The 15,218-nt window shown below is 61.6% G+C and carries 14 protein-coding genes; 5 read left to right on the plus strand and 9 right to left on the minus strand.

Annotation, left to right across the window (positions count from 1 at the left end):
* Position 1: 1 nt before the first annotated feature.
* From ACIX9_RS08050 to ACIX9_RS08075, 6 genes are all read right to left on the minus strand, one after another.
* Positions 2–508, minus strand: coding sequence for a DUF4149 domain-containing protein (locus ACIX9_RS08050; RefSeq protein WP_013579986.1), 507 nt, complete (start codon positions 506–508; stop codon positions 2–4).
* On the minus strand, positions 508–1,851 hold the full coding sequence (locus ACIX9_RS08055; protein ID WP_198152179.1) for a carboxypeptidase regulatory-like domain-containing protein: 1,344 nt from the start codon (positions 1,849–1,851) through the stop codon (positions 508–510). Before ACIX9_RS08055 ends, ACIX9_RS08050 begins: the two co-directional genes overlap by 1 nt.
* Positions 1,852–1,912: 61 nt before the next feature.
* Entirely contained in the window at positions 1,913–2,197 is a 285-nt protein-coding gene (locus ACIX9_RS08060; protein ID WP_013579988.1) for a hypothetical protein, read from the minus strand.
* Positions 2,197–2,655 carry a cytochrome c-type biogenesis protein CcmH gene (locus tag ACIX9_RS08065; RefSeq protein WP_013579989.1) on the minus strand — a complete coding sequence of 153 codons (459 nt, stop codon included), beginning with the start codon at positions 2,653–2,655 and terminating at the stop codon, positions 2,197–2,199. Before ACIX9_RS08065 ends, ACIX9_RS08060 begins: the two co-directional genes overlap by 1 nt.
* A gap of 112 nt (positions 2,656–2,767) precedes the next feature.
* Positions 2,768–4,843, minus strand: a complete 2,076-nt coding sequence (locus ACIX9_RS08070) for a heme lyase CcmF/NrfE family subunit (protein ID WP_013579990.1) — start codon at positions 4,841–4,843, stop codon at positions 2,768–2,770.
* A gap of 115 nt (positions 4,844–4,958) precedes the next feature.
* A complete protein-coding gene (locus ACIX9_RS08075; protein ID WP_013579991.1) occupies positions 4,959–5,366 on the minus strand; it encodes a response regulator in 408 nt (135 codons plus the stop codon).
* A gap of 241 nt (positions 5,367–5,607) precedes the next feature.
* Between ACIX9_RS08075 and ACIX9_RS08080 the strand changes: the two genes are divergently transcribed.
* The gene (locus tag ACIX9_RS08080; protein ID WP_013579992.1) at positions 5,608–7,425 is read left to right on the plus strand and encodes a sodium:solute symporter family protein; all 1,818 of its coding nucleotides are present in this window, start codon (positions 5,608–5,610) and stop codon (positions 7,423–7,425) included.
* A 14-nt stretch (positions 7,426–7,439) separates the two neighbouring features.
* Here the strand turns inward: ACIX9_RS08080 and ACIX9_RS08085 are convergent, their stop codons facing one another.
* Positions 7,440–7,661, minus strand: coding sequence for a DUF2442 domain-containing protein (locus ACIX9_RS08085; RefSeq protein ID WP_013579993.1), 222 nt, complete (start codon positions 7,659–7,661; stop codon positions 7,440–7,442).
* Between the two features lie 89 nt (positions 7,662–7,750).
* On the minus strand, positions 7,751–7,837 hold the full coding sequence (locus ACIX9_RS27675; protein ID WP_198152214.1) for a DUF4160 domain-containing protein: 87 nt from the start codon (positions 7,835–7,837) through the stop codon (positions 7,751–7,753).
* Between the two features lie 139 nt (positions 7,838–7,976).
* On the opposite strand from ACIX9_RS27675, the gene ACIX9_RS08090 reads away from it, so the two are divergent.
* From ACIX9_RS08090 to ACIX9_RS08100, 3 genes are all read left to right on the plus strand, one after another.
* The gene (locus tag ACIX9_RS08090; protein ID WP_013579994.1) at positions 7,977–8,237 is read left to right on the plus strand and encodes a hypothetical protein; all 261 of its coding nucleotides are present in this window, start codon (positions 7,977–7,979) and stop codon (positions 8,235–8,237) included.
* A gap of 250 nt (positions 8,238–8,487) precedes the next feature.
* The gene (locus ACIX9_RS08095) at positions 8,488–9,846 is read left to right on the plus strand and encodes a KH domain-containing protein (protein WP_013579995.1); all 1,359 of its coding nucleotides are present in this window, start codon (positions 8,488–8,490) and stop codon (positions 9,844–9,846) included.
* 79 nt (positions 9,847–9,925) lie between these two features.
* Positions 9,926–12,445: a serine/threonine-protein kinase gene (locus ACIX9_RS08100; RefSeq protein WP_013579996.1), complete on the plus strand. Its 2,520-nt coding sequence runs from the start codon at positions 9,926–9,928 to the stop codon at positions 12,443–12,445.
* Positions 12,446–12,594: 149 nt separating this feature from the next.
* Here ACIX9_RS08100 and ACIX9_RS08105 read toward each other — a convergent pair whose 3' ends face one another.
* Positions 12,595–13,527 (minus strand): hypothetical protein, encoded by a 933-nt coding sequence (locus tag ACIX9_RS08105; protein ID WP_157477405.1) that lies wholly within the window; start codon positions 13,525–13,527, stop codon positions 12,595–12,597.
* A gap of 202 nt (positions 13,528–13,729) precedes the next feature.
* Between ACIX9_RS08105 and eno the strand changes: the two genes are divergently transcribed.
* On the plus strand, positions 13,730–15,172 hold the full coding sequence (gene eno, locus ACIX9_RS08110) for a phosphopyruvate hydratase (protein WP_456297994.1): 1,443 nt from the start codon (positions 13,730–13,732) through the stop codon (positions 15,170–15,172).
* The last annotated feature ends 46 nt before the right edge of the window (positions 15,173–15,218 follow it).

Below are 15,218 nucleotides of genomic sequence, written 5' to 3' on the forward strand. Positions count from 1 at the left end.
GTTACGCGGCCTTGTTCTCCGTCCCGCCCAGCTCACGCGACATCAGAAACACCACGCCCAGCCCGCACAGCAGCACGAAACCCTCCACCCGCTCCGACCGCTTATGCAGCCGGTCAAAGTGCACGCGCGCCGGATGATCCACGCTGACGGAGCTGATATCCCCGTTCGCGCGCCCACGATCCACCTCCATTGCAGGCAGAACATTCCACTGCAGGTAAGCGGTAGCCAGCACCATCACCCCGGCCAGCAGAAACTCCATCTCGTAGCGCCCACGCACCTTCATCGGTGCCTGCGAGAACATGACCCCGGTCACAGCCAGGAACAGCGCACCGCAGATCAGCCCCAGCACATGCAGTTCCCGCAGCGCTGCCCCTACGATCGATCCCGCCAGCGATACTGTAGGCAACACGGAGAACGCCGTCGGGGCCAGCACGAACGCAAAGAAGATCAGTCCGCCCACCCAGATCACCATTGCGATGAGTTGTCCCAGCCGCAGCGCCTGGTTCATCACTCCGGGACCACCTGCACCGTCTCCGCAGCCTTGCCACTCCGAGCCAGCGCCCGCTTCAGCACCACATCCAGCGCAGCCTTCAGCTCCCCATACTGAGCCTCACTCAGCCGGCCCTCAAGACGGTCTGTCTCCACAGCAAACATCTCATCCCGCAGCACCTGCAGCAACCCACCCGGCCCCGCCGGCACATAGCCAGCCCCGGCAACCACCGGAGCAGTGGGGGTCCGCAGCATGATCCCCGCACCCGCCGCAAACACCAGCGCCAGCCCGCCAATAATCCACCACTTGTACTTGGCCCAAGGCTCCAGGTTGCCATCAGAATCCAGCGGATTCCCGATACCCTTACCCGGCTTCGTATCCCCACGCATCTGCTGGCTCGCCTCGCCCGGAGTCTGAGGATCGCCACCCGGTCCAGCCGCGCCCGCATCGGAGGCTCCCGGCCCACCAGCAGTTGGACCACCCGCAGCGCCAGCCGCCGTATCCCTTGGCAGTTCGCCGATGCCGCTCACCGTAAAGTCCAGCGGCTGCGATGGCTGCGCGTTCCGGGCCACATACGTCTGTGCCCCCAACTCCTCCGTCACCGCGCTGTAAGGTGTGCCCTTGCCGGCCGTAAACGTCATGCTCTTCGGCATCATGATCGCGATCGTATCCGTCGCCATCACCGGCCTCGGCTTGAACGTGAAGCTGTCCTTATACGCAATCTTGTACGAGACCTGGAACTCGCTCTCCCCCGGCCTGATCGGGAAGATCATCGTGTACTTGTTCGGCTCTCCCTCCGGCACCAGCGGGCTCTGCACCGCCATGCCACCCGGAGCCTTCGCCGCCGCGCCTTCCACCGTCGCACCCGCCGGCAGATACAGCTCAAACGGATGCTCGCTCATCAGCGTCTTCGCCGGCGACGACTCGTTCTTCACAAAAAAGTGTTCGACAACCTTCAGCCCGCCGCCGCTCGCATCCGTCTGCAGCCGCATCACGTCCGCATCCAGCGTCACGCCATCCACCTGCGCCGCCGCCGTATAGACATCCATCTCAACCGACTGCGTCCCCGGCTGAATCGGCTTGAAGTAGTTCGCCTTGTCATGCGTCACGCGCAGCAGGTGCAGCCCGTCGTTCGGCACCTCGATCGAGAACCGTCCCTTGCTGTCGGTCTTGGCCCGAGCCAGCTCCTGCATCCCCTGCGCCAGCCGCAGCAGCACCACGTCGTCGCCGCCTGACGGCTTACCCGTAGTCCGGTTCGTCACCACACCCGTCACCGGAGCCGCAAACGCCACACCACCCAGCATCGCCAAGGCAACGCCACAAAACGCCAATTTACGCAGGAAATTCGATCGAAGACTCACCCATCAAGTCTACCGCGAGCAAGCACTTACTGAGCACTGACCACAGAGAACTGCTGACCGTTTACCGGCCCCGCCGCATCCCGCGCGCCTCGAGCCCTTCCATCTCCCCAATCACCTTAGCCGCCTCATCCTCAAGACCCGCCCGCTGCTCCGCGTAGTCGTCCTCCGGATACTTCCCAGCCAGGTACTCGAAGTTCAGGTCGCGCAGGTTTTCGTAGATCGCATCCCTGCGCTCCCTCAGATAATCCACCCGAGTCTTATCCGCCTGTACAAACGGATTCCGCTCCGGCCAGAAGATAAACGCAAAGCACATCAGCGACAGCACCACTCCAGCAATCAAACTCATCAGAACTCCGTCTCCCGCCGTATCCGTTCGCGCAGCGCATCATCCACCGGCAGAGAAGCGCCGCCACCCGCCATTACAACCCCACTCCGCTTCTGCGACCAGGCCCTCACCAGAAATCCAGTACCCACAGTCGCAATCAAAAACATAGCGACCGGAATCGCCCAAGCGACATTATCGAATCCACCACGAATCGGAGCAGCCAGCACGGTCGCCCCATACTTCCCCACAAACCAGTTCAGCACCAGCGAGTCCGCGCCCGTCCCATTCGGCCCTGCCAACTGATCCCGCAACTCTCCAATCATCCGCGAAGAGTCCGGGCACCCAACATGGTTGCACTCAAGCAGCACCTGCCCACACCCGCACACGCACATCATGTTGTGCCCAATCCGCCCAAACCGAGCCGAAGGATCACTCGAAGGCGCAGCCCCCAACATCACCACCGCCAGCAAGCAAACCAAAGCCCCAGACCAAACCCGCCGTGAAAAACAAGAAAAAGCAGTCGCCTTAGATCCGCCTTGATCGTTCTTATCCTTTTTTATCCCCATAGTCCGTTGCGGTTGTCGTTGCACTTCAAACACGAGCCACCTCCGCCCCAACCGGCACCGCAGCCGTCGCCGTCTCACGTCGCCGAGCCACAGCGCTAGGCGCCAGCGCAAACAAAGTTCCAGCCACCACGATCAGCACTCCAATCCAGATCCACGCAATCAAGGGGTTCAGAAACACCTTGATGATTGGACGGCTGGTATCCGGATTCCGCCCCATGAAGATGACATACAGGTCAGAGATCGCAGTCGAGTGCAGCGCCACCACGGTCGAGGTCGTCTGGCTTGCATGATAGAACCTCAGCTCCGGCGCAAGCTGCGTCACAGCCTTCCCGCCCCGCGTCACATCCAGCAGCGCAAAATCCGTGTCGTAGTTCGCATTCGAGTCCTGCGTGTAGCTCTGGCACGTCAGCTTGTAAGGCCCAATCGAGACCGAGTCCCCAAACCCCATCTCCTTCTCACGCGACTGGTTGAACGCCCCACCCGCAATCCCGATGAACATCACCACGATCCCGAAGTGAACCAGATACCCGCCATACCGACGCGTATTCCGCCGCATCAGCGTCGCCGCAGCCATCACCAGGTTCGTTCCGTTCTGCACCCGGACCACATTCGCACCGCGCAGGAACTCAGACAGAATCGCCGTCACAACCCCTGCCGCCAGCGAGAACGCCAGCAGGCTGAACGTCTGCGCCTGCCAGTCATCCCCCGCCGACCACGGTCTGATCCCGCCGATCATCAGCCCCACCAGGCTCACGCCAAACGCAATCCCCGGCAGGATAAAGTTCCGCCGGATCGAACGCAGCGAAGTCGAACGCCAGGCCAGCAACGGCCCAATCCCGGTCAGCAGCAGCAGAAACAGCCCAATCGGAATGTTGACCCGGTTGTAGTACGGCGCGCCCATCGTGGTCTTCGTGCCTTCCACATACTCGCTCAGCACCGGGAACAGCGTTCCCACCAGCACCGTCAGGCAAGCCACCAGCAGAATCATGTTGTTGAACAGAAAGCTCGACTCCCGGCTCACCAGCGATTCCAGCCGATTCTCGCTCTTCAGATGATCCCGCTGCATAAAGTACGTGAACAGGCACACCGCCAGCACGATCGCCATGAAGCTCGTAAACCAGTACCCAATCGAGCTCTGCGCAAAGGCATGAACACTGCTCACCAGCCCCGCACGAGTCAGCAGGGTCCCCAGCAGCGTAAGCAGGAAGGTGCTGAAGATCAGCCACACGTTCCAGCTCTTCATCATGCCGCGCTTCTCCTGCATCATCACGGAATGGAGGAAAGCAGTGCCCGTAAGCCAGGGCATCAACGAAGCGTTCTCAACCGGGTCCCAACCCCAGTACCCGCCCCAACCCAGCACGCTATAAGCCCAGTGCGCCCCCAGGAAGATCCCGCAGGTCAGGAACATCCACGTCACCATCGTCCACCGGCGCGTGATGTGAATCCACTTCTCACCCGGATACCGCATCATCAGCGCACCCAGCGCAAAGGCGAAAGGGACCGTGAAACCCACATAGCCGAGGTAAAGCATCGGAGGATGGATCACCATCTCCGGATACTGCAGCAGCGGATTCAGCCCAAACCCATCCAGAGCCAAGGGCCCCGGCTCGATCGCAAACGGTGGTGCCGCAAAGTTCAGCAGCGTCAGAAAGAACACCTGCACCGCAGCCAGAATCACACTCGCAAAAGCGCTCAGCCGAACGTCGACCTTATGCCGCACCCGCAGCACAAACCCATAGCTCGCCAGCAGCATTGTCCAAAGCAGCAGGGAGCCTTCCTGCCCACTCCAAAGCGCTGAAAACTTGTAAACCGAACTCAGCTCCCGGTTCGTATGGTGCATGACATAGCTGACCGAGTAGTCGTTCGTAAACGCCGCCCAGATCAGCGCGAACGCCGCGCATCCCACTGCCACAAAACTCGAAATCCCAGCCCGCCGCGAGGTCTCCTGCAGCTTGCTGCTCACTGCCAGACCTGCGCTTCCAGTCGCCTGCGCACGAGACCGCCACAGCGCAATCGCGCCTGCGACAAACGTATAGATACAAAGCATCAGCGCCAGCAACAAACAGAAGCTGCCGAACTCGGGCATAGGGTGCGGGGTCATCGGAGCGGGAAAACCTCAACCTCTATTCTCGCAGCAATCCCCCATACAGGCCATCCAATCGCCGTTTACCGAACGCCGCTAACCTAAAGGATGACGCCAGCCTCAATCGAATGGATTAAACCCGCACGAGCGAGTGAACGCTCGCCAACAGGTGATCCGGCAGCAGAGGCTTCCGGCGGAACATGACATTCATCCCCACGTACTGTTCTTCCGCCTCTTCAAGCCCGCTGATCACCAGCACCGGCAAAACCGGATGGCTCTTGCGCAACTCCCCCACAAACTCTGATCCCGTCATCCCCGGCATCAGGTGATCCGTAATCACCAGTTTAATCTCGGCAGGGAAGTCATTGGCCTGGAACTGCTCCAGCGCTCTCACCGGATTCAACGCCGCAATCACAAAATATCCGGCACGCTTCAGGATCGTCTGCCGGGTCGCTGCCTGCACTGCATTGTCGTCGATCAGCAAAATAGCCGTCTCGTCTGCCTTTGCCTCTTCAACCCGTTCTGTTCCGTTCAAATCCATGCCGTTACTTCTCCTGCCAGTCGCACACGGTGGCTCAGGCGTTCTTTGTGTGGTCTAACCTCTGTAGATGCCGGTTAACCGCGTCCGGTCATCTGGTTGCCTGCCCAAAAATGTAATTTCTTCCGCTTCATGGACCAAACTTCCCAAAACCGGTAAAGTTCTCTCAGAAACTCACAGGAAAATCGCTTCACCTCAATCCTAGCGGCATCCGCTTACAACGCGCAAAGCAACCAAGGACCTCATGATCCCCCAGGCAGCCCATCTTTCCCCAGTCGACTGGCTCATCATGCTCGTCTACTTCAGCTTCGTCCTCGGCATCGGCTTCGCCCTCAAGCGCTACATGCGCACCTCAAACGACTTCTTCCTCGCCGGCCGAGCAATCCCCGCCTGGGTCTGCGGACTCGCCTTCATCTCCGCCAACCTCGGAGCCCAGGAGGTCATCGGCATGGGTGCCTCCGGTGCCAAGTACGGCATCATCACCAGCCACTTCTACTGGATCGGCGCGATCCCGGCCATGGTCTTCGTCGGCATCTTCATGATGCCGTTCTACTACGGCTCAAAGGCCCGCAGCGTGCCGGAGTACCTCCGCATGCGCTTCGACGAGAAGACCCGTGCCCTCAACGCCATCTCCTTCGCCTTCATGACCGTCATCTCGTCCGGCATCAGCATGTATGCCATGGCCCTGCTCATCCAGACCCTCGGCCTCTTCCATGGCATCATCCCGGACCAGTACATCTTCCACGTCTCCGTCATCCTCTCGGGCCTCATCGTCCTCGGCTACATCTTCCTCGGCGGCCTCACCAGCGCCATTTATAACGAGGTCCTGCAGTTCTTCCTCATCGTCGCGGGCTTCGCGCCCCTCGTCTGGATCGGCCTACGCAACGTAGGCGGCTGGCAGGGAATCAAGCAGACTCTCCCCGCCACCATGACGCACTCCTGGCGCGGCATGGCGCACGCGTCTACAAATAGTCTTGGAGTCGAATGGGTTGGATTAGCCATGGGCCTCGGCTTCGTCCTCTCCTTCGGCTACTGGTGTACAGACTTCCTCGTCATCCAGCGCGCCATGGCCGCCGACTCAGAGGTCTCTGCTCGCCGCGTCCCCCTCATCGCCGCCATCCCCAAGATGTTCTTCCCCTTCCTGGTCATCCTCCCCGGCCTCATCGCCGTAACGGTCACCAGCCACATGGCCTCTACTCCGGCCCCGTCTTACCAATCACCCACCACTCACCACTCATCCCTGCCGCTCGACGAGGCCCATCCCCACGGCATCATCCCGGAAAAGCTGAACCCCGTCACCGGCCAGCCCATGCTCTCCGCCGATGGAACTCCCGTCTACAACTACGATCTCGCCATCCCCGTCATGCTGCTGCGCTTCTTCCCCACAGGCATCCTCGGCCTGGGCCTGACGGCGTTGTTGGCAAGCTTCATGTCCGGCATGGCCGGCAACGTCACCGCCTTCAACACCGTCTGGACCTACGACATCTACCAGGCCTACATCAACAAGCGCGGCACGGACGAGCACTATCTCTGGATGGGCCGCATGGCCACCATCGGGGGCGTGCTGCTCTCCATCGGAGCAGCCTACCTCGCCACCAGCTTCAACAACATCATGGACGCCCTCCAGCTGATCTTCTCGTTGGTCAACGCGCCCCTCTTCGCCACGTTCTTACTCGGCATGTTCTGGAAACGAACCACCGGCCACGCCGCCTTCACCGGGCTATTAGCGGGAACGGGCGCGGCGCTTTTACATCACGGCCTCACCCTCCCAGCCGACGCCACCCCCGGGATCCACGGGGCCTGGCTGCACCTGGTCCATACCTACCCGTCGGACATGGCGCAAAACTTCTGGACCGCCATCTTCGCCTTCTCGGTCAATCTCATCGTCACCGCAGCCGTCTCGCTGATCACCGAGCCACGCCGCGAGGCCGAACTCGTAGGCCTCGTCTACTCCCTCACACCCAAGCCCATCGAGACCCACCTCACCTGGTACCAGAAGCCCGCCACCCTCGGCGCCGCCGTGCTCGCCATGCTGGTCGTCCTCAACCTCATCTTCGCCTGACCTTTACAGTCTGACTAAGCCACGGCTGTCTGGTCCCTATACCCAGCCAGCAGCCCGGCAATAGAAATATCTTCATCCAGGCCCTCCCAATGGAGACCCCGGCTGCTGATTGCTACACCCTCCCGCTGCTCCGGAGTAGCCTGCAGCAAACGAGGAAACCAAGCTAGCGGCACGCCCAAGGTTCGTCCGTCGCTTAGCTCAATCCACATACTGTCGGCATCGAAACGAACCAGCATTGCCTTAACTAAAGAATTCACTCCATGCCCTCTCGATCAACTCGCGCCGCCAAAGCAGAAGTTCCATCAACTCCCGCTGCGTCCGTGCGTCATAACCCGTCATTGTAGGCCAGCAAAACGTTTGGACGCAGCCAGAACTTCGCTTCGTTCTCACCCTGCCGAATATGAATATGCACCGGTTAAGGAGGATTCCCTTTATTGGAATAGAAGAAAAACGTAAACCCACGCTCTCGGAACACCACCGGCATGGCACCATACTACCAACGCCTTTCACTGCTTTTGACAGCGCTATGCTGCCTCACACTGGAGCCTCACATGGGTCTCGACATCCGCATCCCTCTCGGCCTCATCTTCCTCATCACCGGCGGAATCATGGCCCTCTACGGCTTCGTCACCCGTCACGACGCAGCCCTCTATGCGCCATCCATGGGCGTCAATCTGAACCTCACCTGGGGAGCCCTGATGGCTGTCTTCGGCCTCGTCATGTTCCTCGTCGGCCGCCGCCAGAAGTGGCAGGACGACCCCGTCACCCCTCGCCCCTGGGAGCGCGACGCCACCACCAAACCCCGCCACTAACCTTCGCAGCCGTGGCCGCGGCATCGTGGAATAAACCACCGACCGGCGAAAATCGAGTGTCTTCTTAAGCACATACTGAGAAATTCAAATCCCGAAATGGGAATCTGAGATATCAGGTGTCACCTTTCATTGAAATTCGCTTGAACTCCTCTCCCCGTTCCGAGCAGCATGAAAACAAATGACACCTCAATCAGCCTTCGCGGTCCCGACGCATTCGCAATCCGCTTCCCCGGCAGTCCAGGCGCTGATCATGGCACGCGGCCGCATGGCCGACGCCGTCCGCACCTGGAACTGGTCCGCCACGCCCCTCGGCCGCATCGAGCAATGGCCTGAGCCCCTCCTCGCCCACGTCAATCTCGCCCTGTCCTTCCCCATTCCGGCAGTCGTCCACTGGGGTCCGGAGATGCACATGGTCTTCAACGACGCGTACGCAGAGCTCCTCGGACCTGAAGGCCACACCTACCTCGGCCAATCTGCCCCCATCGTCTGGAAACCCCTCTGGCCCCAGATCGAATCGCTGTACAGCAGCGTCCGCCGGACAGGCGAGTCTATCTCCGGTAATGACCTCCTCATTCCCGTCGATCGCGACGGAACCCTCCGCGACGTCTTCTGGTCCTACGCGATCGCCCCCATCCACCATCAGCAGACCGTCGCTGGAATCTTCAACACCGCACGCGACACCACCGCCACCGTCGCATCGTTCAACGCACTCGTCCAAAGTGACGAGCGCCTCCGCCTCGCGCTCTCCGCCAGCGATTGCATCGGCATCTGGGACTGGCACATTCCCTCGGACATCATCCACGCGGAGCAGGACTTCGCTCTCTTTTACGGCCAGGATCCCCAGCGCGCCAGGCTCGGCATCCCCAGAACCGAATACTTCGAAAAGGTCCACCCGGACGACCGCGTGCCGCTCGACGACGCCCTCTGGTATGCCATCCAGAACTTTACCGAGGTCCTCGCGGACTACCGTCTTCTCCCGCCCGACGGCTCCGTCCGCTGGGTCCAGGCCAAGGGCCGCTGTTTCTATGCAGAGGACGGCTCTCCCACCCGCTTCTCCGGCATCAGCATCGATATCACCCGCCGCAAGATCGCAGAGGCCGCCCTGGCCGAGACGCGCATGACGGCCGCCGCGCAACCACCCAAAGTCGCCCTCGCCCCCAAAATCGAAGCCCCCCTGGCCTCCATCGCCACGATCCTCCGCCTCGCCCGCTCCACCGACGACCTCACGGAGGTCCAGCGCTTCCTCGTCGTCGCAGAGCGCGAGGTTAACCGCATCGCCGACCTCGCCTGCCCGCCTGCCGAATCCACATCAGACGCCCCCCAATCCGCCCCCGCGCCCATCCTCCCACCCGCCACCCCCACGCTCCTCTGGCACATGGAGATTCTCGTCAGCACCATCGCCCGCTCTCTCGCGGAGCGCAAGGATGACGTCCGCGTCAGCATCATGCGTCGCGCAGAGGGCATCACTTTCCTCCTCCAGGTCGCCGCCGACGATCTCGCCCGCGTCCTTGGACCCCAGGGCCGCACCGCCCAGTCCATGCGTTCGCTCCTGGACGCTGCCGGTATCCGCAGCAACCAGCAATTTTCGCTCGATATTGAAGCCACCTAGCGAGTCCCAAAACGGCCCCGTCACATGACCAAGAAACACCGTTAATCGTTCCACAACCCAACCCTTGCGATAATGGACTATGAAGCGCCGCATCATCAGCCATTACGAGTTCGTCCGCAAGATCGGAGCAGGCGGCTCCGGAGTCGTCTTCCTCGCCACCGACACGCTGCTCCAGCGCCCCGTCGTCCTCAAGCTCCTCAAGCGCGGCGCGCTCACCGCCGAGCAGGTTCGCACCACCCAGCTCCGTGAGGCACGCCTGGCCTCCGCCATCGATCACCCCAACGTCTGCGCCATCTATGAGGTCGGCGAAGTCCCCGCAGAGTCCGGCGACGGTGCCGAAGCCTACATCGTCATGCAGTACATCCCCGGCCAGGCGCTCGACAAGCTCATAGCCGCCGGCCCCGCCAACCTCCAGCTCGTCCTCTCCGCCGGCATTCAGATTGCGGACGGTCTAGCCGCCGCGCACTCCCTCGGCATCTTCCATCGCGACCTCAAGCCCGCCAACGTCATGCTGACCGAAGGCGGCCTCATCAAGATCCTCGACTTCGGCCTCGCCCGCCGCCTCAATCTCGACGAGACCGAGTTCGATCCCAGCGGTAACTCCGGCACCGCCGGCCGTCGCCCCGTCCCACCCCCCGGAGCCACTTACACCGCACGCGGCGGCACCATCGCGTACATGGCGCCGGAGCAGTTCGTCACCGGCCAGTCCTCCGTCCAGTCGGACCTCTTCGCCCTCGGCCTCATCCTGTACGAGCTCGTCACCGGCCGCCACCCCTTCCATCGCCCGGACGCACCGGAGTTCCAGTCCATCCGCGCCATCCAGTTCGCAGACCCTACCCCCCCGCGCGAGATCAACCGCAACATCCCCATCGAGCTCCAGTCCGTCATCCTCCGCTGCCTGGAAAAGCAGCCCAGCGCCCGTTTCGCCTCCGCAGCGGACCTCCGAGAAGCCCTCAAGACCATCATGATGGCCCACCAGCTCGATACCGTAGGTCCCCCCGGCGAATCCGTCACCCTCCTCCCCTCCCAACGCCCCCCGGCGGTTGAAACCCCGGAAGAAGAAAAGCGCACCACCGGCATCCTCTCCATGCTGGCGGAGCGTTTCCGCGAGTCCGGCCCCACCGCCACCACCGCGAAGCAAAACACCCTCGTCGTCCTGCCCTTCATCAACTTCGGCACCTCCAGCAAGCAGAACGAGTCCCAGCCTTCGCCCCTCTACGGGTACGCCCTGGCCGACGCCCTCGCCGCCCGCCTCGCGCGCATGCCTTCCCTCATCGTCCGCCCCTCGTCTTCACTAGCAACCATCCCAACGCATCAGCTTGATCCCTTGGCGATAGGCCGCAAGCTCCTCGTCCACTACGTCCTCGCCGGCAACTTCCTCCGCTCGGACCAGGGCTTCGACCTCAACTGGCAGCTCCTCGACGTCAACGGCCAATCCGTCCGCACCGGCGGCAGCATCAGCGTCGCCAGCTTTGACCTCGTCGCCGTCCAGACCGAGATCTCCAACGAAGTCTTCTCCACCCTCCAGGGCATCGGCGGCCTCACCACCAGCCATCACGCCGCCCAGCCCTCATCCCTCTCCCAGGACAACTCGGAGGACTACCTCCAGGCCCGAGCCGTCCTCAGCTCCTTCATGTCCCGCACCGGCAGCAGGGAAGACCTGGACCGCGCCCGCGAGCTCTTCGAGTCCGTCACCACCCAGGACGTCGACTTTGCCCCCGGCTGGTCCGGCCTCGGCATCACGCACCTCCAGTACGCCTCCCACGGCCTCGGCGGCCAGATGCATGTCCTGGAAGCTCGCCGCGCCTTCGATAAAGCCCTCCAGCTTGACCCCGGCTCGGTCGAGTCCAACCTCTACCGCGTCTACATGCTCCTCAGCCGAGGCGAAAAGGAATCCGCCCGTCACGGCATCGAGAACCTCCTCCAGTCCGCCGGCAACGACTGGAACGTCCACCTCGTAGCCGGCCAGACCCTACGCATCGACGGCATGTACGAAGAAGCCCTCGAGCAGTTCAACACTGCCCTCCGCCTCAACCCCTCGAACGCCGCCCTCATCTACAACAACCGCGCCCGAGTCTTCCAATATCAAAATCAACTCGAACTAGCCGCCGACGAGTTGGAAAAAGGCCTAACCCTCGAACCCAAGCAGCCTCTCCTCCGCATCTCCCTCGGCTACCAGCAGATGCGCACCGGAGACCTGGCCAAGGCCATCGAGACCCTCGAAAAGGTGACCAGCGAAGAGAAGTCCCTCCGCATCGTCTACCCCACCATCGCCCTTTGCTACGTGCAGTTGGGCGACCGCGAAAAAGCCGCCACCTTCATCGTCGACGAGACCCTGAGCGCCGCGGAAGCCGACTCCGAGATGGCCTACCGCCTCGCAACCTACTTCGCCCTTGAAGGCGACGAGTCCGAAGCCCTCCACTGGCTCCGCCGCGCCATCTATCTCGGTAACGAGAACTACCCCTGGTTCTCCATCAACCCCGCCTGGCGCAAACTAGGCGGCCACGGAGACTTCGAAAGAATCCTCGAAGACCTGAAAAAGTCCTTCCGCAAAAACCAGAAAAACTGGCGCCGCCTCCTGGCCCAACTCCGCGACTAAAAATCAGACCACCAAACAGCTCCAAAACAATCAGCCTCTAACAAAACAATCCCCACAAACAAAAGGGCTCCCACCGAAAGAGGAGCCCTCCACAAATCAAAATCAGTCTTGATCGCTTTTATCCCTTTTTATTCCCGTAATCTTTGTCCTTAAACCCCACCCACAGTCAGCGGAGTCGTCAGCGCAAACGTAATCTTCGTATCCACCGGCAGCTCCGTCTGCCGATCCTGCTTCAACCACCAGGCCGTACTCACGCCAGCCCCAATCCCAGCCCCAACCAGCGCACCAACCCCGCCGCCAAACACCGCACCCGCAGCGGCACCGGCACCCGTCGTCAGAGACATGGCAGTCAACGTCTTACCCACATGATCCTTGCGCAGGATCGTGCCTTCATGATCAACCTTCGTCTCGTTATAAAGAGACGTGTCGATCACCTGTCCCTTGATCATGTACTTCGTTCCATCCGGCAGCGTCACGCTCAGCGGCTGCAGATGGATCGAAGCCGAACCCGAGATCCGCCGCCCTCCATGCACATCCGTCACCCGTCCAAACATAATCGAGCCAGCCGGAATCAGCACCCGCCCATCCCGCTCCACCGGCTCCAGCAGATCCGCATGGAACTCCTGCCCGGCAATCGTCCCCGTCGTCGTCAATCCCTCATGCATCCGAACCTTGAACAGCGTTCCCAGCGGAAGCTGGTTGGATGGACCCTCCACCCGCGTTACGATCCCCGCATCCGGATCAGGCAGCGCACCCGTCAAAGGCCGGCGATCCATCGCCCGGATCGCCACCGCATCGTCCTTCTCGGTCACATTCGTGTGCTCATCGGCCTTCAGTTCAGCCCTCGCTTCGAGCGCAGGCTCCGTCCGAACCTTGAGCATTGGCTCAGTGGGAGCCTTCGCAGGCGTCATCACCACGGAAGGCAGCGCCCCACCCTCATACACCACCGGCTGCGAGATCCCTTCAGAGCTCGTCGTCACCGGAACCTGCTCCGGCTTGCTCACACCCTGCATCTGCCCAAACAATGGAGCCGCCGCACACACCAGCACCGCCGCCAAACCCAACCCAGTCGTCTTCATCATGATCTCCACGGCCCGGAAAACTCACGAACCACTACTCGCCAGCCTAGAGCCCAAGTTGCCCCATAGCCACCCAAATCCCCTACAAGGAATCCCCCAAGCCAACACCACCCACTCATCCGTTCTGATCCGTCTTCCTCTCTCCTATCCGCGTTACGCCTTTCCTTTCATCCGTTCACAATCTCACTTTGCTAGAATCGCCCAAGTGAAACCGCCGCCCATAGAGCTAGTCAACACCATCGCCGGAGCCACACCAGGCTCCGCACCCATCCCGGTCGACCGTCGCCCAAAGCTCAACGACCGTCTCCGCCACCGCATCGTCGCGGCATCCACCTATTCAGACTCAAAGGAAAACATGACCGACATCGTCTCCATCACCGCCCGCGAAATCCTCGACTCCCGCGGAAACCCCACTGTAGAAGCTGACGTCCTCCTCTCCGGCGGTGCCATGGGCCGCGCCGCCGTCCCCTCCGGTGCCTCCACCGGTGAGCATGAGGCCGTAGAGCTCCGTGACGGCGACGAATCCCACTACCTCGGCAAAGGCGTCCTCTCCGCCGTTGATAACGTAGAGTCCATCCTCTCGCCCGAGCTCATCGGCATGGACGCTACCAACCAGCGCCTCCTCGATGCCACCATGATCGCCATCGACGGCACGGAAAACAAATCCCGCCTCGGCGCCAACGCCATCCTCGCCGTCTCCATGGCCGCCTGCCGAGCCTCCTCCGCAGCCCTCAAGCTCCCGCTCTACCGCTACCTCGGCGGCGTCAACGCCTGCCTCCTCCCCACGCCCATGATGAACATCCTCAACGGCGGCTCCCACGCAGACTCCAACGTGGACTTCCAGGAGTTCATGATCATGCCCGTAGGCGCAGAGACCTTCTCGGACGCCCTCCGCCAGGGCACCGAGGTCTTCCACACCCTCAAGTCCGTTCTCAAGAAGAAGGGCTACAGCACCGCCGTAGGCGATGAGGGAGGCTTCGCCCCCAACCTCAAGTCCAACGCAGAAGCCATCGAGCTCATCCTGGAAGCGATCGAAAAACTAGGCCTTACGCCAGGCGAAGACATCGCCATCGCCCTCGATCCCGCAAGCTCAGAGTTCTACAACAAGGAGACAGGGAAGTACGTCTTCAAGAAGTCAGACAAGTCAGAGCGTGACTCCCACCAGATGGCAGACTTCTGGATCGACTGGGCTCGCCAATACCCCATCGTCAGCATCGAAGACGGCCTCGCAGAAGACGACTGGACCGGCTGGCAGTACCTCACCGAGCAGATCGGCGGAAACATCCAGCTCGTAGGCGACGACCTCTTCGTCACCAACACCCAGCGTCTCCGCCAGGGTATCGAGCAGAAGTGCGGCAACTCCATCCTCATCAAGGTCAACCAGATCGGCACCATCTCTGAAACCCTGGACGCCATCGAGCTCGGCCGCCGCTTCGGCTTCACCTCGATCATCAGCCACCGCTCCGGCGAGACCGAAGATACCTTCATCGCGGACCTCGCCGTAGGCACCGGAGCCGGCCAGATCAAAACCGGCAGCGCCTCCCGCACAGACCGCATCGCCAAATACAACCAGCTCCTCCGCATCGAAGAGCAGCTGGGCCAGTCCGCCGAATTCCTCGGAATCGAATCCCTCAACTACAGCGAATAACCCCAAGCAAATCACACAGAAGCAGCAAAAAGAGAGAACACAGAAC

This window comes from Granulicella tundricola MP5ACTX9, assembly GCF_000178975.2.
GTDB lineage: Bacteria > Acidobacteriota > Terriglobia > Terriglobales > Acidobacteriaceae > Edaphobacter > Edaphobacter tundricola.